General features: G+C 58.3%; 15 protein-coding genes and 1 riboswitch. Of the genes, 8 read left to right on the forward strand and 7 right to left on the reverse strand.

What is annotated here, in order from left to right:
* Positions 1-195: 195 nt before the first annotated feature.
* Positions 196-789, forward strand: coding sequence for a YhgN family NAAT transporter (locus K7H94_RS17125; RefSeq protein WP_031279795.1), 594 nt, complete (start codon positions 196-198; stop codon positions 787-789).
* A 296-nt stretch (positions 790-1,085) separates the two neighbouring features.
* Positions 1,086-1,310 (forward strand): DUF805 domain-containing protein, encoded by a 225-nt coding sequence (locus tag K7H94_RS17130; protein ID WP_230857098.1) that lies wholly within the window; start codon positions 1,086-1,088, stop codon positions 1,308-1,310.
* A 299-nt stretch (positions 1,311-1,609) separates the two neighbouring features.
* On the opposite strand, the gene panS is transcribed toward K7H94_RS17130, so the two are convergent.
* The 3 genes from panS to K7H94_RS17145 all read right to left on the reverse strand — a co-directional run bounded on the left by panS (position 1,610) and on the right by K7H94_RS17145 (position 4,738).
* Positions 1,610-2,533, reverse strand: a complete 924-nt coding sequence (gene panS, locus K7H94_RS17135; RefSeq protein WP_021508027.1) for a ketopantoate/pantoate/pantothenate transporter PanS — start codon at positions 2,531-2,533, stop codon at positions 1,610-1,612.
* A 262-nt stretch (positions 2,534-2,795) separates the two neighbouring features.
* Positions 2,796-4,151: a lysine-sensitive aspartokinase 3 gene (lysC, locus tag K7H94_RS17140; protein ID WP_021508028.1), complete on the reverse strand. Its 1,356-nt coding sequence runs from the start codon at positions 4,149-4,151 to the stop codon at positions 2,796-2,798.
* Positions 4,152-4,261: 110 nt separating this feature from the next.
* Positions 4,262-4,456, reverse strand: a riboswitch (Lysine riboswitch).
* A gap of 36 nt (positions 4,457-4,492) precedes the next feature.
* A complete protein-coding gene (locus K7H94_RS17145; protein WP_125309290.1) occupies positions 4,493-4,738 on the reverse strand; it encodes a hypothetical protein in 246 nt (81 codons plus the stop codon).
* Between the two features lie 99 nt (positions 4,739-4,837).
* On the opposite strand from K7H94_RS17145, the gene pgi reads away from it, so the two are divergent.
* The 5 genes from pgi to K7H94_RS17170 all read left to right on the forward strand — a co-directional run bounded on the left by pgi (position 4,838) and on the right by K7H94_RS17170 (position 10,924).
* Positions 4,838-6,484 (forward strand): glucose-6-phosphate isomerase, encoded by a 1,647-nt coding sequence (gene pgi, locus K7H94_RS17150; RefSeq protein WP_021508030.1) that lies wholly within the window; start codon positions 4,838-4,840, stop codon positions 6,482-6,484.
* Positions 6,485-7,125: 641 nt separating this feature from the next.
* Positions 7,126-7,374 (forward strand): exopolysaccharide production protein YjbE, encoded by a 249-nt coding sequence (gene yjbE, locus K7H94_RS17155; RefSeq protein ID WP_021508031.1) that lies wholly within the window; start codon positions 7,126-7,128, stop codon positions 7,372-7,374.
* A gap of 78 nt (positions 7,375-7,452) precedes the next feature.
* Positions 7,453-8,100 (forward strand): YjbF family lipoprotein, encoded by a 648-nt coding sequence (locus K7H94_RS17160; RefSeq protein ID WP_058757594.1) that lies wholly within the window; start codon positions 7,453-7,455, stop codon positions 8,098-8,100.
* Positions 8,097-8,834 (forward strand): capsule biosynthesis GfcC D2 domain-containing protein, encoded by a 738-nt coding sequence (locus K7H94_RS17165; RefSeq protein WP_222951393.1) that lies wholly within the window; start codon positions 8,097-8,099, stop codon positions 8,832-8,834. The genes K7H94_RS17160 and K7H94_RS17165 overlap by 4 nt, the downstream gene beginning before the upstream one ends.
* Positions 8,834-10,924: a YjbH domain-containing protein gene (locus K7H94_RS17170; RefSeq protein ID WP_021508034.1), complete on the forward strand. Its 2,091-nt coding sequence runs from the start codon at positions 8,834-8,836 to the stop codon at positions 10,922-10,924. Before K7H94_RS17165 ends, K7H94_RS17170 begins: the two co-directional genes overlap by 1 nt.
* A gap of 106 nt (positions 10,925-11,030) precedes the next feature.
* On the opposite strand, the gene K7H94_RS17175 is transcribed toward K7H94_RS17170, so the two are convergent.
* Together K7H94_RS17175 and metH are read right to left on the reverse strand one after the other, a co-directional pair.
* The gene (locus tag K7H94_RS17175) at positions 11,031-12,158 is read right to left on the reverse strand and encodes a DDE-type integrase/transposase/recombinase (protein ID WP_227746447.1); all 1,128 of its coding nucleotides are present in this window, start codon (positions 12,156-12,158) and stop codon (positions 11,031-11,033) included.
* 198 nt (positions 12,159-12,356) lie between these two features.
* Complete coding sequence (gene metH / locus K7H94_RS17180) at positions 12,357-15,992, reverse strand: methionine synthase (protein ID WP_245001418.1); 3,636 nt, start codon at positions 15,990-15,992, stop codon at positions 12,357-12,359.
* A gap of 244 nt (positions 15,993-16,236) precedes the next feature.
* Between metH and iclR the strand changes: the two genes are divergently transcribed.
* Positions 16,237-17,067, forward strand: coding sequence for a glyoxylate bypass operon transcriptional repressor IclR (gene iclR / locus K7H94_RS17185; RefSeq protein WP_059012756.1), 831 nt, complete (start codon positions 16,237-16,239; stop codon positions 17,065-17,067).
* Here iclR and aceK read toward each other — a convergent pair.
* Both aceK and aceA read right to left on the reverse strand, forming a co-directional pair.
* A complete protein-coding gene (gene aceK / locus K7H94_RS17190; RefSeq protein WP_222951395.1) occupies positions 17,064-18,800 on the reverse strand; it encodes a bifunctional isocitrate dehydrogenase kinase/phosphatase in 1,737 nt (578 codons plus the stop codon). The two genes, iclR and aceK, sit on opposite strands and share 4 nt — an antisense overlap.
* 66 nt (positions 18,801-18,866) lie before the next feature.
* Positions 18,867-20,171 carry an isocitrate lyase gene (gene aceA, locus K7H94_RS17195; protein WP_222951396.1) on the reverse strand — a complete coding sequence of 435 codons (1,305 nt, stop codon included), beginning with the start codon at positions 20,169-20,171 and terminating at the stop codon, positions 18,867-18,869.
* Between the last annotated feature and the right edge of the window lie 7 nt (positions 20,172-20,178).

Consider the following 20,178-nt stretch of genomic DNA (forward strand, 5'->3'; position numbering starts at 1 on the left):
GGCCGGGGCCTGGGTGGTGCGAAAAAAGACCAGCGCCAGCAATGCGCCAGTCTGCGTAATAATCAGGTTTACCTATGACCCACAACTCTACAAAATGCAGCACTTCTGGCAAGTGAATTAATTCGATTGCGCTAACTTTTTCAGCAGTACAACTTATAACGGCTGTGGCCGACCTGAAGGGATGGTTTACCTCTGATGACTGAAATGATATCCGCGACCATATTGTTGCTGTTGATTATGGACCCGCTGGGCAACCTGCCGATTTTCATGTCGGTGCTAAAGCACCTGGAGCCGAAGCGCCGCCGCGTGGTGCTGATGCGCGAGATGCTGATCGCCTTGATTCTGATGCTGCTGTTCCTGTTCGCCGGTGAACGCATCCTGGCGTTTCTTAATCTGCGCACCGAAACGGTATCGATTTCCGGCGGCATCATTCTGTTTCTGATCGCCATTCGCATGATTTTTCCGTCCGGCGAGACCAGCACCAGCGGCCTGCCCGCCGGCGAAGAGCCGTTCCTGGTGCCGCTGGCGATCCCACTGGTCGCCGGGCCCTCGCTGCTCGCCACCCTGATGCTGCTGTCACACCAGTATCCCAATCAGATGACGCACCTGGTCGGCGCCCTGCTGATTGCCTGGGGCGTCACGGTAGTGATTCTGCTGATGTCCGGCCTGTTCCTGCGCCTGCTGGGGGATAAAGGCGTTAATGCGCTGGAGCGATTAATGGGTTTGATCCTGATTATGCTGGCGACGCAGATGTTCCTGGACGGGATTCGGGTTTACCTGAAGCTGTAATGTTTCGCATGCTGGCGGCGCTAATTAATAATACCAGGAATGGCATGATTCAACACATGTTATTGCCTGGTATTCAATATACAACATTCAGGTTCACAACACGCGTAATCCGTTTTATCGTAAAATCGCTATTTTACGTGTTTTTCGACGGTGAACAGCTTGCTGTCTCTCATCATTTTTGTGGTGGTTAGAATAAAATGGCGCTGCCCCTCTTATTAACATCCATAAAGAATGGATTGATTAAGACGTTTGATTATAGTGGCAAAGATAGCCGCTTATGCTACATCATTTTTATAATGTTCCAGATTATCTGGTTTTGTTGTTATCTCAGTGTGTTCGCTTCATCCACGAATGAAATAGCATGGATTCCTTTACTGCTTTTCGTTCTGCCATCGCTGGCTTGTGGCAGCAGAAGAATAAACGATGCGGGATATTCACGGGGAGTGTTTATTCTTTTGATCGTTGCGCCTTATTTACTGTTTCCCTTTCTGGCTTTTCCTGCATCAGTAAAAAAAGAATAAAACGGGCCGGCCCGTGTAGGGGTTCCTGGTGCTTGCATATTTATATGAGGTGAGGATTAGTGCGCCAGTGGAATATTTTTGAATGACGATTGGTGACGCCACGCTGTCCGTTGCGTGTTTGCGGTCGCCATGAATGGCGACCCTACAAGATTATTGCGTTTTTGCAGAGGGAGCATTTATTGCGCCCTCTGCAAGGTTATCGCGTGTTTTTTGTAGGGTGCGCATTTATGCGCACCGGCATCAACAGGACGATGGTGCGTAACCGATCGTCATTGATGACCACCGGTACGCATGCCCCGTTATTTCTGCTTCTTCTCAATCGTTTTACCCGACCAGTAACCCGCCAGCAGCGAACCGGACAGGTTGTGCCACACCGAGAACAGTGCGCCGGGCAGCGCGGCCAGCGGTGAGAAGTACAGTTTGCCCAGCGTGGCCGCCAGTCCGGAGTTCTGCATACCGACTTCCAGCGCCAGCGTGCGACAGGTGGATTCGTCAAAGCCAAACAGCTTGCCACCCCAGTAGCCGCCGAGCAGCCCAATGGCGTTGTGCAGGATCACCGCCGCGATCACCATCAGCCCTACCGAGCCGATAAAGCCCTGGCTACCGGCGACCACCGCGCTAATGATCAGCAGAATACACACCATCGAAAACGCCGGCAGATACGGCTCAACGCGGCGCACCACGCTGTTCATGGAGTGGTGAATAATCAGGCCAAGCCCAATCGGGATCACCACGATTTTGACGATGCTGAGCAGCATGCCCACCACATCAACCTGAATGTGGGTATCTACGTAGAAGCGCGTCAGCAGCGGCGTCGCGAACACACCCACCAGCGCCGAAACCGAGGAGATGGTCACCGACAGCGCCACATCGCCCTTCGCCAGATAAATCATCACGTTCGAGGCTGTCCCGCTGGCCACGCTGCCGACCAGGATCATCCCGGCGGCCAGATCCGGCGGCATCTGGAACAGTTTCGCCAGCGCCCAGGCCGCCAGCGGCATTACCAGATAGTGCAGGAACGTGCCGGCAATCACCGGTGCCGGACGCACCAGGACGCGTTTGAAATCGTCAATGTTGAGCGTCACGCCCATGCCGAACATGATCAGCATCAGCAGGTAGGTTACCCACGGCCCGATGCCGAGGAAGGTGGACGGCGAATAATAGGCTGCAACAGACAGCAGTACGGCCCAGAGCGGAAACAGGCGGGTGAGTTTGGCGAGCATGAAGAAATGTCCTTAGCGTTTTACTTAATTGGTTTTTTGCCACAGATGAAAAGGCGCGCGGGGAACGACCGCAGCGACCTGCGCCGGATCATAACATTTCATTATCATAAGCGTGGCCGACGACAGAAAATGCCTATCGGCTGCTAAAGATCGCCGGGCAGACACGGGCATTCCGCTGGCATTTGTCCGAAATAGCGTCAGGCTGAACGGCAGAGATAAAAAAAGCCGGACATTGTCCGGCTTCGGGTGACTTACGCGTCAATTAAGATTCGAACAGATTCTTATGCAGCGCGCGCACCACCTCTTCCGCGTCCGGCGTTGGCACCAGGAAGCACAGGTTGTAGCTGCTTGCGCCGTAGCAAATCATGCGCAGGTTAAACGGCTCCAGCGCGCCGAACACCTCTTTGCCGACGCCGCAGGCTTTCGACAGGTTGTTGCCGATGATCGCCACCAGCGCCAGATTCTCTTCCACTTCCACCCGGCACAGGGATGAGAGCTCGGTCAGCAGCGCCTGGGTCAGCAGACTGTCGGCGGTGCTGGTTGAACCGGTGGTATCCAGCGTCAGCGCCACGCTCACTTCCGAGGTGGTAACCAGATCAACCGAAATACTGTGGCGCGCCAGGATAGCAAACACTTCGGCCAGAAAGCCGTGCGCGTGCAGCATGTTCAGGCTGTGCAGTGTCAGCAGCGTCTGTTTGCGCCGCAGCGCCAGCGCGCGGAACAGCGGCGGATTTTTAGTTTCGTTGCAGACGCGCGTGCCGCCCGCCGCCGGATCTTTGCTGGAGCCGACAAACACCGGAATATCACTGCGCACCGCCGGCAGCAGCGTCGCCGGATGCAGCACTTTCGCGCCGAAGATCGCCATCTCCGCCGCTTCTTCAAAGGTGATCTCTTCGATGCGTTTCGCCTGCGGCACCACACGCGGGTCGGTGGTGTAGATGCCCGCCACGTCGGTCCAGATATCTACGCGCGTCGCCTGCAGCGCTTCGCCGAGCAGCGCAGCGGTGTAATCGCTGCCGCCACGGCCCAGCGTGGTGGTGCGGCCTTTGCCTTCGCTGCCAATAAAGCCTTGCGTGATCACCAGCGCTTCTGCGGTGCGCGGCTGCAGCTGAGCCGCTGCCAGCGTTTTCAGCTCGGCCACATCCGGCTCGGCGCGGCCAAAACGGTCGCTGGTGCGCATCACTTTGCGTACGTCAAACCACTCGGCATTCACCTGGCGCTCGCGCAGAATCTCCACAAACAGCAGGCTCGACATCAGTTCGCCGTGGCTAACCAGCTCATCGGTCAGCGCGGTCGAACGGGCTAATGCCGCCGCTTCCGCCAGCATGATGATGTTCTCCAGCATGCGATCAATCTCCTGACGGATGACGTCCGGCGACTGCAGGCGATCGATGATGGCATATTGAATGGTGCGGATTTGATCCAGCAGATAAGCGCGCTGCTCGAGTTCCTGGCCTTCAGCCAGCGAAACCAGCAGGTTAGTCACGCCCGCCGAGGCAGAGAGCACCACCAGACGGGTATTGGCATCAGACAGCACGACGTCCGCGCTGCGGTTCATGGCATCGAAATCGGCAACGCTGGTGCCGCCAAATTTTGCCACGATCAACGATTGAGACATGTAACAAAACCTCGTGTCAGGTTATCTCCTCCCATTCGCGGAAGAGAAGATCGGGTAACAGCCTTGGCACAAGAGAAGAGCAGAATTGGACAGACAAGATCAGGAGATGAGTCACCAAAAGCACTTCACCTTGCGAAACGTCCGACTGCGGACGCTTCTGGTGACAACCCAGAGGATTCAGCCCCTGCAGCCGACAGCACAACACTCCGCGTGTTGCACCACCTCGGCGTCGCACCCCCTGATGTGTTCTCGCTGGATACGGATCCTCAAACACACTGCCTGGGCGACGCGCCTCTTCTGGCTTGCACCCGGAGGTGCAAGTCGCGCGCACAAAATACTGATTAATTGTTCCGCTGTCCAGCCTTGCGGCGCCGGGAAAATTCATTTTTACACTTATGCAGCGCATTGCTAAACAAACCCGGAAGCCGCCAGCCGCCTAAAGTAGTCAGCGGTGCGAAAAAACCGGTGTTTTGCTGATGCCGCGCAGAGTAATGCGCGGCGAACCGGCCGACAATCGCCGCCGGATTTACCTGAAACGCTGCGGCTGGCGTCACAAATTTTTTCCTTTCAGTTGCAACTGTGGTCATACTGAAACGCGTGCAAGCCGTAACAAATGCTCAGCATGCCGGGCCAGACAGGATGCGCCCGGATGGAATGACGGTTCTTATATCAACAAGAGTGTTGCCATGAAAAATATCAATCCGACACAAACCGCAGCCTGGAAAGCGCTGCAGCAGCATTTTGATCAGATGAAATCGGTAGAGATTGCCGACCTGTTTGCGCAGGATGCCGATCGTTTTGCGAAATTCTCTGCCACCTTTGATGATCAGATGCTGGTGGATTTCTCAAAAAACCGCATCACCCAGGAAACCCTCGACAAACTCCAGGCGCTGGCGAAAGAGACCGATCTGGCGGGCGCCATCAAATCCATGTTCTCCGGTGAGAAGATTAACCGCACCGAAGATCGCGCCGTGCTGCACGTGGCCCTGCGCAACCGCAGCAATACGCCGATCCTCGTGGATGGCAAAGATGTAATGCCGGAAGTGAACGCGGTGCTGGCGAAGATGAAAGCCTTCTCAGAGCGCATCATCAGCGGCGAGTGGAAAGGCTACACCGGCAAGCCGATTACTGACGTGGTGAACATCGGTATCGGCGGTTCAGACCTCGGCCCATTCATGGTGACCGAAGCGCTGCGTCCGTATAAAAACCACCTCAACATGCACTTTGTTTCCAACGTTGATGGCACGCACATTGCCGAAACGCTGAAACCGCTTAGCCCGGAAACCACGCTGTTCCTCGTGGCGTCGAAAACCTTTACCACGCAGGAAACCATGACCAACGCCCACAGCGCGCGCGACTGGTTCCTGAACACCGCCGGCGATCAGCAGCACGTGGCGAAGCACTTTGCCGCGCTCTCAACCAACGCGAAAGCGGTCGGCGAATTTGGTATTGATACCGCCAACATGTTCGAGTTCTGGGACTGGGTCGGCGGCCGCTACTCACTGTGGTCCGCCATCGGTCTGTCGATCATCCTGTCCATCGGCTTCGAAAACTTCGAACAGCTGCTGAGCGGCGCGCATGCCATGGACCAGCACTTCGCGAACACGCCGGCGGAGCAAAACCTGCCGGTGCTGCTGGCGCTGATCGGTATCTGGTACAACAACTTCTTTGGTGCCGAAACCGAAGCGATTCTGCCGTACGACCAGTACATGCACCGTTTTGCCGCTTACTTCCAGCAGGGCAACATGGAGTCCAACGGTAAGTACGTCGACCGCGACGGCAACCCGGTGGATTACCAGACTGGCCCAATTATCTGGGGTGAACCCGGCACCAACGGGCAGCACGCGTTTTATCAGCTGATCCATCAGGGTACCAAGCTGATTCCATGCGACTTCATTGCGCCGGCGCAGACCCACAACGCGCTGGCCGATCACCACCAGAAGCTGCTTTCCAACTTCTTTGCTCAGACCGAAGCGCTGGCGTTTGGTAAAGCCCGCGAGGTGGTAGAGAAAGAGTTTACCGATGCCGGTAAATCGGCGGAGTCCGTCGCGCATATCGTGCCGTTCAAGGTGTTTGAAGGTAACCGCCCGACCAACTCGATTCTGCTGCGTGAAATCACTCCGTTCAGCCTCGGCGCGCTGATTGCGCTGTACGAGCACAAGATCTTCACTCAGGGCGCGATTCTCAACATCTTCACTTTCGATCAGTGGGGCGTTGAGCTGGGCAAACAGCTGGCTAACCGCATTCTGCCGGAGCTGGAAAACGATGCGCAGATTAACAGCCACGATAGCTCCACCAATGGCTTAATTAATCGCTACAAATCCTGGCGTTAATTTCACGCCCAGGCTCATCAGGCGGCAGCACATGCCGCCTTTTTTTTGCTCCGATATACCGCCCCGCGGAAAATAAGCGGATTTTGCTGCCACGCTGCGGTTAGATAATTCTTAAAATGCCCTAAGGAAAATCGGAAGATGCCATCATGCGTGGTGGGCTTATCTGATAAAAAATGGATCTAATTTATCCACCTCACCCACCTAAGCAACTGATTAAATTCGCCTTTCTATTTTAACCCTTTCAGGAAAATCTGATTATTCCTATTCCGTGCCATTTTTTAATGCAAAAGTGAAAAATGCTGCTGTGCTATAACGTCCTGCGCAAATATTCCAGCCAGCGAAAAAAGCGCAATTAAAAAAAGCAGCTAACGCCAATTCGCCTTATTTATCACCAGAAATGTCCTGCTTAATCCCCCTCTTTTTCTGGCGCTGAACTCTGGTAATTTGTTGCCCTATACTGAACGCGCCTTCAAGGCTGCCCTGAATACTTCCCCGCTGTCGCCCGGCGGCCCGGGAAACATTATTGCGCGCTGACCACGGTTAGCCAGCTGCATGCGGCCCAGCGGCCATCGGACGGCAGCGTACGGTATGACGGGTAATATCCTTCATTCACGTTTTATCAAGATGCAGGAAACGTTGTTATGAAAAAACTGATGGTTGCCGGTGCAGCCTTACTTTACGTTGCCGTTTCTTCCGCTGCGATTGCCGCACCGGAAGAAGCCGGTGCTGCAGCAGGCGCGCAGGCGGGAGCAATCTCGACCGGTGCGACCACCGCTGTGGGTATCGGCGCACTCGGTGCGTTAGTGGGTCTCGGCGTTGCCGCTGCTGGCGGTGGCGACGGTGCAAATACCGGTACAACAACCACTACCACAACGAGCACCACTCGTTGATGTAGCACCTTTAAACATAACCACACAGTCGTGTGGTTATTTTTTGTTTTTTTGCCTCTATTGAGACAGGGATACACAGTGCGCCGACTCTCTTTGCTGCTTCTTTGCCTGTTGCTGCAGGCTTGCACACAAACGCAAAAAGGCCTCGAACAGACCGTAATGCTCGCCATCAGCGGTCCGGACGATGTCACCGTCAGCGATGAACAAATCGCTAACCTGCCCTATGCCAGCCTGTATGCGCGCGTCGACAACGGTCCGCGCATTTTTGTGGTGCTGGGCTACCTGGAAAACGGCCAGCAGAAATGGGTAACCCAGGATAAAGCCATGCTGGTGATGCAGCACGGCCGCCTGGTGAAAACCCTCGGCCTGCGCGACAACCTGCAGGCCGTCAGTAACCTGGCGCAGGATCCGCTGGCCGATGCGCTGCGGCTGCAAAATGGCGCGCAGTGGACGCGCGTCGTGCAGTGGCGCGAGCAGGACAACGTGCGCGCCGCCACCGCCCACTCCACCTTTCAGCGCGGCGACGATGAAGTGCTGAACCTCGCCGGCGAGCGGGTGCCCTGCCGCGTCTGGCACGAAACGGTAGAGATGGAGAGCCCCGGCGTCAGCTGGCAGAACACCTTCTGGATCGATAACCGCGACGGTACGGTGCTGCAGGCGCAGCAGATGCTGGCGGCTGACCAGTTCCCGATTGCAACTACCCTTCTGAAGCCGGCGAAATCATGAAAAAAATCAATTCTTTGCTGGCGACATTCGCCCTCACGGCGGCCAGCCACGCGCTGGCGGATAGCCAGGTGACGGTACACCCTGCGCACGATCAGCGCAGTTTCCAGATCGATCATGCCAGCACGCTGAGCGAACTGGTAACGAACCCGGCGCTGCACAGCTGGTGGCCGGGCACGGTGATTGCCGAACGCGGTGCGACCGCCGTGGCGCAGCAGCAGCACGCTCAGCTGCTGGCGGATCTGCGCGCCTGGCAGGCCGACAGCGGTACTTCACTGGCCGCAACCATCGGCAGCGTAATCCAGCAGCTCAGCGCCCTGCAGGTTACCGGGCGCCAGTTTACTTCGCTCGATCCCGACTGGGTGCGGCTGCGTCCGGAAGCCAACCGTAAACTGCAGGGCAGCTACGACCTGTACATCGTGGCAGCGCCGACGCAGGTACGGGTGATGGGCGCACTCAGCCATCCCGGCAGTGAGAGCTGGCAGCCAGGACGCACGGTGCGTGACTACCTCGCGCCGCATGCGCGTTTATCGGGTGCCGAACGCAGCGTGGCCACGGTGATTGCGCCGTCAGGTGAGACGCAGCAGGTGCCGATCGCTTACTGGAATCAGCGGCATGTTGAAGTCGAGCCTGGCAGCATCATCTGGCTGGGCTTCTCCACATGGAGCCTGCCCTGGGGCCAGCCTGATTTGAATGCGCGCATGCTTTCCGTTCTGACTCACCGGATGCCAGACTGATGAAAAAACAATTACTCCTCAGCCTGTTGGCTGCTTCTGTCGCCGCCGCATGCCAGGTGCAGGCGGAAACCTGGCCGGAACCGGTCGGTCCTTCACAATCTGATTTTGGCGGCGTGGGCCTGATGCAAACGCCGACCGCGCGCATGGCAAAAGAGGGCGAATTTAGCCTGAACTTCCGCGATAACGATCAATATCGCTACTATTCTGCGTCATTGCAGCTGTTCCCGTGGCTGGAAACCACGGTGCGCTATACCGACGTACGCACCCGCCGCTACAGTGCGGTGGAAGGCTTCAGCGGTAACCAGAGCTATAAAGACAAAGCCTTCGACCTGAAACTGCGCCTGTGGCAGGAGAGCTTCTGGCTGCCGGAAGTGGCGGTCGGCTCGCGCGATTTGGGCGGTACCGGCCTGTTCGACAGTGAATATCTGGTGGCGAGTAAAGCCTGGGGGCCGTTTGATTTCAGCCTCGGGCTGGGCTGGGGCTATCTCGGCAACAGCGGCACCATCAAAAACCCGTTCTGCTCCTACAGCGATAGCTTCTGCAGCCGCACCGGCGGCGGTTCGGCGGGTTCCATTAACGGCTCGCAGATGTTCCACGGTCCGGCGGCACTGTTTGGTGGCATCGAATACCAGACGCCGTGGCAGCCGCTGCGTCTGAAGCTGGAGTATGAAGGCAACGATTATCAGGACGATTTTGCCGGCCGGCTGGAGCAGCGCAGTAAGGTCAACGTTGGCGCAATCTATCGTCTTACCGACTGGGCGGATATCAACGCCAGCTACGAGCGCGGCAATACCTTTATGTTTGGCGTGACCGTACGCACCAACTTTAATTCCTTACACCAGTCGCACCTTGATAGCGCAAAACCGGCTTATCAGCCACAGCCGCAGGGCGATCTGCTGCAGCCGACGGTGGTCGCTAATCAGCTTACCGATCTGAAATACAATGCCGGACTGGATGGTCCGCGCATCCAGACTAAAGGCCGCACGCTGTACGTCTCCGGCGAGCAGACCAAATATCGCGACACGCGCGAAGGCGTTGACCGCGCTAACCGCATCATCATGAACAATCTGCCGGCTGGCATTGATACGATTGAAGTCACCGAGTCGCGCTTTAACATGCCGCAGGTCACCACGCGCACCGATGTGGCCAGCCTGAATAACGAACTGCGCGGCTATCCGCTCGGTCACGAGCAGCCGCTGCAGCAGACGCGTGAAGAACCGATCGATCCGGGCACCACCGAACAGGGCTATTTCATCCGTAAGGATCGCCTCAACTACAGCCTGTCGCCGGTGCTGAACCAGTCGGTCGGCGGTCCGGAAAGCTTCTACATGTACCAGCTCGGCGTAATGGGCAATGTCGATTACTGGCTGACCGATCACTGGCTGATTGGCGGCAGCCTGTTTGGCAACATCGCCAATAACTATGACAAGTTCAACTACAACGGCGCGCCGGCCGACTCGACGCTGCCGCGCGTGCGCACCCACATTCGCGACTACGTGGAGAACAACGTTTACGTGAATGATCTGCAGGCCAACTACATGCGCTATCTCGGCAATGGCTTCTACGGCCAGGTGTACGGTGGCTATCTGGAAACCATGTACGGCGGCGTGGGCGGCGAGCTGTTGTATCGCCCGGTGGACAGCAACTGGGCTTTTGGTCTCGATGCGAACTACGTGAAGCAGCGTGACTGGGACAACATGATGCAGTTCACCGACTACAAGGCGCCAACCGGGCACCTTACCGCTTACTGGCGTCCGTGGTTCATGCAGGATGTGCTGGTGAAAGCCAGCGTCGGTGAATATCTGGCGAAGGACAAAGGGGTCACGCTGGATGTGTCGAAGCGCTTTGACAGCGGCGTGATGGTCGGCTTCTACGCCACCAAAACCAACGTGTCAGCCGAAGCGTATGGCGAAGGGGATTTCACCAAAGGTTTCTATATTTCGATTCCGATGGATCTGTTTACCGTCACGCCAACCCGTGGCCGTGCGCAGGTGAACTGGGTGCCGCTGACGCGTGACGGTGGTCAGATGCTGGGCCGTAAGTACCAGCTGTACGATCTGACCGCCGATCGCGATGCGCGTTTTAATTAAATTGCAGCGCGGGGTTAAACCCGCGCCATTTAACGGTGCGCATTAAGGTACGACCGGGCACATGGGTAACAGATCAGACCGGGCACACAGGTAACACTTTTTGTGGTCAGTCGATCCGGATAATACGCTTTTCTGCCCGGTCATAATACGCAAGGATGAGCCTGTCGAAGAGGATGACGTCAATGCCGTCGTCCACTTCCAGGAACCGCACGTATTCCCCCCGTAACGCCGCGCTCAGGAAGGTTCGCCCGTTCAGCCTCAGGTCGCCTTTTTCACCGACTTTGTACAGCTTCGCCCCCTCCGGATAGCCCACCTCCGGCACTTTTCCGTCCCATCTTCGCGGTGAAGGCGTCCATATTTTCGCGGGCGGCTGCTGCCCGTGCGCCTCATGCGGCTTTTCCTGATTGAACTCGTTCCGCCATCCGCTGCACCACGCCTGCTGCTCCGGCAGCGAGCCAAAGACGTCGTGGTGGCTCATGGCGACCTTCAGCGACCGGTGCATCCGCTCGTGGCGGGCGTTCTGCCCCGGACAGCCCGGCGCGGTTCTTTCCGGCTGTATCCCCAGCTTTATCAGCCACACGCTCAGCTGCGTCAGCGCGAGAATGCCCGGCGCAACGAAGGGCGAGCCGTTGTCGGTGCGGATAACGTCGGGCAGCCCGCCTTCCAGGAAGGCCCTTTCCATGCAGCCGCGCACGAACACCGTGGTCTCCGACGTGCCCGGCTCGCAGGACAGCAGGTAGCGGCTGTGGTTATCGGTAAGCGTGAAGGGGCGGCACCAGCTGCCGTCTTTCAGGCGGAAGCGCCCTTTAAAATCAGCGCTCCAGACGTGGTTATTCCTCACGGGCGTCGTGAGGCTGCGCAGGTTGCCCGGCGTTCGCTTGCGCGGCGTCCGCGGCTGAACCATTCCCGCCGCCTTCAGCAGGTCGCCGATAGTGCTGGCGGCAGGGACGCTGAAGTCAGCGCCGTTGCTGAGGAACCAGTGGCGGATTTTTTTTGGCCCCCAGTCGGGGTGCTGCTGGCGGAACTGAACGAGGCGCGCGGTGATGTCGGGGGCGATTTTATCGGGCTGGAGATGGCGGGCGCGGGAGAGATTTTCAAGCGAGGAGAGCTCGCCGGGGTTAAAGCGGCTGAGCCACTTGTAGCCGGTTTTGCGGCTGATGCCGTGGCGGTGACACAGCTGCGTCATGGATTCCCCGCCTGCCTGGCAGGCGAGGATGAATTCAAGGCGTTGCATGGTAACAGTCTCAGTCCAGGGCATAGTGAGTCTCCTCTGCTATGCCGTTTATAACTGTTACCCATGTGCCCGGTCTAAAGTGTTACCTATGTGGCCGGTTTGTACCTTAATGCGCACCCTACGTGAACCATGTAGGGTCGCCATTGATGGCGACCGCCTGCCAGCATTTCATTGCGCGCGCTCTGCGCCGGCAATTCATCAATCCGCGTCGTAGCCTAAATTCGGTGCCAGCCAGCGCTCCACGTCGCTGACGCTCATGCCTTTACGCGCCGCGTAATCTTCCACCTGGTCGCGCTGAATCTGCGCCACGGCGAAATATTTACTCTCCGGATGACTAAAATACCAGCCGGACACCGCGGCACCGGGCCACATGGCAAAAGATTCGGTCAGTTTCATGCCGGTGTGATGCTCCACATCCAGCAGCTGCCAGATTTGTGCCTTCTCGGTGTGTTCCGGACAGGCCGGATAGCCCGGCGCCGGACGAATGCCCTGATAATTTTCGCGAATCAGCTCGTCGTTGCTGAGATTTTCATGGGCGGCATAGCCCCAGATCACCTTACGCACGCGCTCATGCAGGTATTCGGCAAACGCCTCCGCCAGGCGATCCGCCACAGCTTTTACCATGATTTTGTTGTAATCATCGTGCTGCTGGTCGAACGCCGCCGCCAGCGCATCCTCCTCCAGCCCGCCGGTGACGGCAAACGCGCCGAGATAATCCGCTTTACCACTGGATTTCGGCGCCACGAAGTCCGCCAGACAGTAGTTGGCGAAGTCGGTTTTTTCCGTTTGCTGACGTAAATGATGGCTGACGCACAGCACTTCGTGCCGGGTCTCGTCACGGTAGATTTCAATGTCGTCGCCAACCCGGTTAGCCGGGAAAATACCGACCACGCCGCGCGGCCTGAGCGTACCCTGCGCGCTGAGGTTGTCCAGCATCGCATTGGCATCGGCAAACAGCCGCGTGGCTTCTTCGCCCACCACCTCATCTTCCAAAATGCGCGGATATTTGCCGGCCAGCGACCAGGTCATAAAAAACGGCGTCCAGTCAATGTAGTTGCGCAGCGTATCGATACTGGCCTCCACTGTGCTGACGCCGGTACGATGCGCCACCGGTGGCGTGTAACGTTGCCAGTCAATGACGTAATGATTATCGCGCGCGGCCTGCAGCGTGACCGGCGGCGTACGCGGCTTTTTACGCGCGTGCTGAATCCGCACGGTCTCGTACTCCTTACGCGTGCGCGCCACGAACGCCTCTTTCAGCGTGGGCGACAGCAGCGAAGAGACCACGCCGACGGTACGCGAGGCGTTCTGCACATAAACCGTCGGGCCGCTGTAATTCTGCTCAATCTTCACCGCCGTGTGCGCTTTCGAGGTGGTGGCCCCGCCAATCAGTAGCGGCAGCGTAAAGCCCTGGCGCTCCATCTCTTTCGCCACGTTCACCATCTCATCGAGCGACGGGGTAATCAGGCCGGAAAGTCCGATGATGTCGGCGTTTTCCTCACGCGCGGTTTTCAGGATTTTGTCGCCCGGCACCATCACGCCCAGGTCGATGATTTCGTAGTTGTTACACTGCAACACCACGCCAACAATATTTTTGCCGATGTCGTGCACGTCGCCTTTTACCGTCGCCAGCACGATTTTACCGTTGCTGCGGCCGGCCTCTTTGCTCGCCTGGATAAAGGGTTCGAGGTAGGCCACCGCCTGCTTCATCACGCGCGCCGATTTCACCACCTGCGGCAGGAACATTTTGCCCTCGCCAAACAGATCGCCGACCACATTCATGCCGGACATCAGCGGCCCTTCAATGACTTCAATCGGCCGTGCCGCGCCCTGGCGCGCCTCTTCGGTGTCCTGCTCGATAAACTCGGTGATGCCTTTCACCAGCGAATATTCCAGCCGCTTCACCACGTCCCAGCTGCGCCATTCGGCCTGCTGCTTGTCCTGCTCACCCTCGCCTTTGTTGCCGCGATACTTCTCCGCCAGCGCCAGCAGTCGCTCGGTGCCATCGTCGCGCCGGTTGAGGATCACGTCCTCAACCGCATCGCGCAGCTCCGCCGGCAGATCGTCATAAATCGCCAGCTGACCGGCGTTGACGATGCCCATGTCCATGCCGTTGCGGATGGCGTAGTAGAGGAACACCGCGTGAATCGCCTCGCGCACCGGTTCGTTACCGCGGAACGAGAACGACACGTTGGAGACGCCGCCGGAGATCATCGCATGCGGCAGTTCGCGTTTGATGTCTTCACAGGCACCGATGAAATCCATCGCGTAGTTGTTGTGCTCTTCGATGCCGGTGGCCACGGCAAAGATATTGGGGTCGAAAATAATGTCTTCCGGCGGGAAACCGACCTCTTCAGTGAGGATGTGGTAGGCGCGGCGGCAGATCTCAATTTTGCGCGCGCGGGTGTCCGCCTGGCCCACTTCGTCGAACGCCATCACCACCACCGCCGCGCCGTAGCGCCGCACTTTGCGCGCGTGCGCAATAAACGGCTCGACGCCCTCTTTCATCGAGATGGAGTTGACGATGCCTTTGCCCTGAATGCACTGCAGGCCTTTTTCAATCACCTCCCATTTCGAGGAGTCGATCATGATCGGCACACGCGCGATATCCGGCTCACCGGCAATCAGGTTGAGAAAGCGCACCATGGCCGCTTCCGCGTCCAGCATGCCTTCATCCATATTGATATCGATAATCTGCGCGCCGTTTTCCACCTGCTGGCGCGCCACGTCCAGCGCTTCGTTGTACTTCTCTTCTTTAATCAGGCGCTTAAATTTGGCCGAGCCGGTCACGTTAGTGCGCTCACCCACGTTGACGAACAGTGAATCGGCCTGAATATTGAGCGGTTCGAGGCCAGACAAACGGCAGGCGACGGCTATTTCCGGTAGCGGCCGCGGTGGCACGCCCTCGACCGCTGCCGCCATCGCCGCAATGTGTTGCGGCGTGGTGCCACAGCAGCCACCGATAATGTTGAGGAAACCGGCGCGCGCCCACTCGCCAATCTGCGCCGCCATCGTCGCCGCATCAAGGTCATATTCGCCGAAGGCATTCGGCAGACCGGCGTTGGGGTGGGCGCTGACATAGCCTTCGGCAATGCGCGACAGCTCCTGCACATACTGGCGCAGTTCGTCCGGGCCAAGCGCGCAGTTGAGGCCGAACGACAGCGGCTTCGCGTGGCGCAGTGAGTTGTAGAATCCTTCCGTGGTCTGGCCGGAGAGCGTACGGCCTGACGCATCGGTAATGGTGCCGGAGATCATCAGCGGCAGCGTCACGCCCATCGCTTCCATCTCGCTCTGTACCGCATAGATCGCCGCTTTAGCATTCAGGGTATCGAACACCGTTTCGATCATGATGATGTCAGCACCGCCGCTAATCAGCGCATGGGTCGATTCGCGGTAGGCGTCCACCAGTTGATTGAAGGTGATGTTACGAAACGCGGGATCGTTGACGTCAGGCGAGATCGAGCAGGTGCGGTTGGTCGGGCCGAGCACGCCAGCAACGTAGCGCGGGCGGTCGGGTGTTTTTGCCGTCCACGCGTCGGCGCAGGCGCGCGCCAGTTTCGCCGCTTCGAAGTTGATCTCCGCCGACAGCGCGGCCATTTCATAATCGGCCATGGCAATCGGGGTGGCGTTGAAGGTGTTGGTTTCGAGAATATCCGCACCAGCCGCCAGGTAAGCATCGTGGATTTCGCGAATGACGTCCGGCTTACTCAGCACCAGCAGGTCATTATTGCCCTTCACATCGCACGGCCAGTCAGCGAAGCGGCTGCCGCGAAAATCCTGCTCATCCAGTTTGTAACTCTGGATCATGGTGCCCATGCCACCGTCCAGAATCATAATGCGTTGTGCCAGCTGCTGCTGTAGCGTTGCGGTTTTCTTGCTCACTCTTGCCCCATCCACGTCATTACGCTGGCTAAATGCCAGCCAGTCATACTGGCACAACTTTCAAATGAGCAAAAGTCACCCGTTTGCGGCCACCGGCGGCAAAATGACCAGCAGATCCGACCAGTCAGCCAGCGTTTGCATTCATACCATTAAAAACGAAAATGGTTTCCATACCTGCAATGACTGTGGAGATGTTATGGCAACCCCTGCGCCCGCGAAACGCGGCAAAAAACCCCGTACGGCTCCGGTGGCCAGTGCCCCTGCCGGCGGCCAGGTACAATCTCTGACGCGCGGGCTGCGTTTGCTGGAGCTGATTGCCGAATCACACGGTAGCGTGGCGCTGACCGAGCTGGCGCAACAGGCCGGGCTTCCCAACTCCACCACTCATCGCCTGCTGACCACCATGCAGCAGCAGGGATTTGTGCATCAGGTGGGCGACCTCGGTTTATGGACCATTGGCGCTCATGCCTTTGTGGTCGGCAGCAGTTTTCTGCAGAGCCGCAATCTGCTGGCGATCGTGCACCCGATCCTGCGCCGGCTGATGGAAGAAGCCGGCGAAACCGTGAATCTGGCGGTGCTGGATCTCAGTGATTATCAGGCGGTGATTATTGACCAGGTACAGTGCACCCAGCTGATGCGCATGTCAGCGCCGATTGGCGGCAAGTTGCCGATGCATGCGTCCGGTGCCGGCAAAGCGTTTCTCGCTCACCTTAGCGATGATCAGGTCACCGCCCTGCTGCATCAGAAGGGATTGCATCATTACACGCCGAAAACCCTGATGTCGCCGCATAGCCTGAAGGAGAATCTGGCGCTGATCCGTAAGATGGGTTTTTCGCACGACGATGAGGAGCACGCGCTCGGCCTGCGCTGTGTGGCGGCACCGATTTATGATGAACACGGCGAACCGTTTGCTGCCATCTCCATCTCCGGCCCGCTGGCGCGCATGACCGACGACCGCATTACCGAACTCGGGGCGCTGGTGATCCGCGCGGCGAAGCAGGTAACACTGAGCTATGCCGGCCGCTAGGCGGCCACTGACGCGTAGCGCGCGCTGAAACGCTGTCCGGCGCGCCACGCCATCACCTCTTCAATATGCCCGGCACGGATCCGCGCCTGCAGTGCGCGCCACCAGCCGGGATCGAACAACTGGGGATGCAGCGCCTGCAGCAGTTTTCCGGTCGCCGGTTCGCTGCACAGCGCGTAGCGGAAGGTTTCCGGAAACACATCATCCGGCCCGACGCTGTACCACGGCTCGGCCTGCAGCTCATCCTCTTCGTAACGCGCCGCCGGAACATCGCGGAACACCAGCTCGGTCATCGGGCGGATTTCATCATAGTCGTAAAACACCACGCGGCCATGGCGCGTCATGCCGAAGTTTTTAAACAGCATATCGCCGGGGAAGATATTGGCCGCCGCCAGCTGACAAATCGCATCGCCGTACTCCTCAATGGCGTGCTGGCGCTGTTCCGGGGTCGCCTGCATCAGCCACAGGTTAAGCGGCTGCATGCGACGCTCCAGCCATAAGTGGCGGATGATCACTACGTCATCGCGCAGCTCGATTTTTTCCGGAACCTCGCGCTCAAATTCCGCCATCAGCGCCGCCGGAATGCGCGCGCGCGGGATGGCGAAATGCTCAAACTCCTGGGTGTCAGCCATGCGCCCGACGCGGTCATGCTCTTTGACCAGCCGGTAACAGGCGCGCACCTGCGCATCCGTCACCTCTTTTTGCGGCGCGAAGCGATCTTTAATCACCTTAAATACCCGATCAAAACCAGGCAGCGTAAATACCAGCATCACCATACCGCGCACGCCGGGCGCGATGGTGAATGCTTCCTGACTGTGCGCCAGGTAATCTAAATATTCGCGATAGCATTCGGTTTTACCGTGTTTCTGACAGCCAATCGCCATATAGCGCTCGGCGAGGGTTTTGCCCGGCAAAATCGGCTGCAGCCAGGCCACCAGCGCGGCTGGCACCGGCGCGTACACCATGAAATAGGCGCGGGCAAAGCCAAACACGATGCTGGCGTCATTGCTGTCGGTGAGACAGGTATCAATCCACAACCGGCCGGCGTCGTCGCGCTGGATCGGCAGCAGACACGGCACGATCTCGCCCGCGCTCAGCTGCAGCCGCGCCACAATCCAGGCGGTTTTGTTGCGATAAAACAGCTCGCTGGCGACGTCCAGCGTGGCATGGGCCAGCTGTGCCGCGCTGAACTGCTCGTGCAGATGACGCACAATCCAGCCGATGTCGCGCGTCTGATCCTGCCACGTCAGCCGCAACGGAATGTCATTTAATATCTGACGCAGCATCTCATGCCAGCTGTGCTGCGGCCGGTACAGGCGTGACAGCGGTCGCTGCGCCGGTGGTGCGGGCGCGTACGGCTGTGACGGCAGGATAAATAGCCGCTCAGGCAGTAAGTGGCTGTGCCCCAGCAAGCGACAATAGACAGAATTAAAAAAGCTTTCGGCAATTTCATGACGCGGATAGCCCGGCAGCAGCGTGGCATAGTGGCTTTTCACCCGCAGCCAGAAGGCGTCATCCCAGTCGGCCATCTCGTTGAGGATGCGCAACTGATTGGCGACCAGCCCGACGTGATGGTCGTACAAATGGATACGCGCTTTCATCGCCTGCTGCACCGCCTGCCAGTCCGCCTGTTCAAAGCGCTGCTGCGCGCCTGCGGTAATATCGAGAAAGCGGCCGTACTGCGCATCAAAACCCTGCAGAATCGTGTGGGCGATAAGGGATTCTCTCGGTGACATCGGCAATCTCCGGCAAGCGTGAGCCAGTGAAACGGTGCGCCATGCTGCGCACCGCGAGTACGCTGATCAGAACTGTGCGGCTTCGGTGGAGCCGGTCAGCGCGGTGACCGACGAGCTGCCGCCCTGAATCACCGTGGTGATGCGGTCAAAATAACCGGTGCCCACTTCCTGCTGATGCGCAGAGAAGGTGTAGCCGCGTTCGCGTGCGGCAAATTCCGGCTGCTGCACCTTTTCCACGTAGTGGCGCATACCTTCGCCCTGCGCATAAGCGTGCGCGAGGTCGAACATGTTGAACCACATGCTGTGAATGCCGGCCAGAGTGATGAACTGAAAGCGGTAGCCCATCTCGCTCAGCGCCTGCTGGAAGCGGGCAATGGTGCGATCGTCGAGATTCTTCTTCCAGTTAAACGAAGGCGAGCAGTTGTAAGCCAGCAGCTTGCCGGGATACTGCGCGTGAATCGCCTCGGCGAAGCGCTGCGCCAGCGCCAGATCCGGCGTGGAAGTTTCGCACCACAGCACATCGGCATACGGCGCATACGCCAGGCCACGGGCTATCGCCTGTTCGATACCGGCATGGGTGCGGAAGAAGCCTTCAGCGGTCCGTTCCCCGGAAATAAACGGCGCATCACGCTCGTCGCAATCGGAGGTGATCAGATCGGCAGCGTCGGCATCGGTGCGCGCAATCAGCACCGTGGGCACATCCATCACATCGGCCGCCAGCCGCGCCGCCACCAGTTTCTGAATCGCTTCCTGCGTCGGCACCAGCACCTTGCCGCCCATGTGCCCGCACTTCTTCACCGCCGCCAGCTGATCTTCAAAGTGCACCGCGCCGGCGCCGGCCTGAATCATCGCTTTCATCAGCTCAAAAGCATTGAGCACCCCGCCAAATCCGGCTTCCGCATCGGCGACAATCGGCAGGTAGTAATCGATAAAGCCGTCATCGTCCGGCGACAGTCCGCTCGCCCACTGGATTTGATCGGCGCGCTGAAAACTTTGGTTGATGCGTTCCACCACGTTCGGCACCGAATTGACCGGATACAGCGACTGGTCCGGATACATCTGCCCGGCCAGGTTTGCATCGGCCGCCACTTGCCAGCCGGAGAGATAAATCGCCTCAATGCCGGCTTTCGCCTGCTGCACCGCCTGTCCGCCGGTCAGGGCACCGAGGCTGTTGATATAGCCTTTGCTCGCCTCGCCATTCAGGAGTGCCCACAGCTTTCTCGCGCCGCGATCCGCCAGCGTGCAGGCGGGATTAACGGAGCCGCGCAGGTTAATGACCTCTTCAGCACTGTAAGGACGGGTAATGCCCTGCCAGCGTGATGCCAGCCAGCTGTTTTCCAGTTGAGCGATCTGTTGGGTACGATTTGACATAGCAGTA

Source organism: Pantoea dispersa (assembly GCF_019890955.1).
GTDB classification, from domain to species: Bacteria; Pseudomonadota; Gammaproteobacteria; order Enterobacterales; family Enterobacteriaceae; genus Pantoea; species Pantoea dispersa.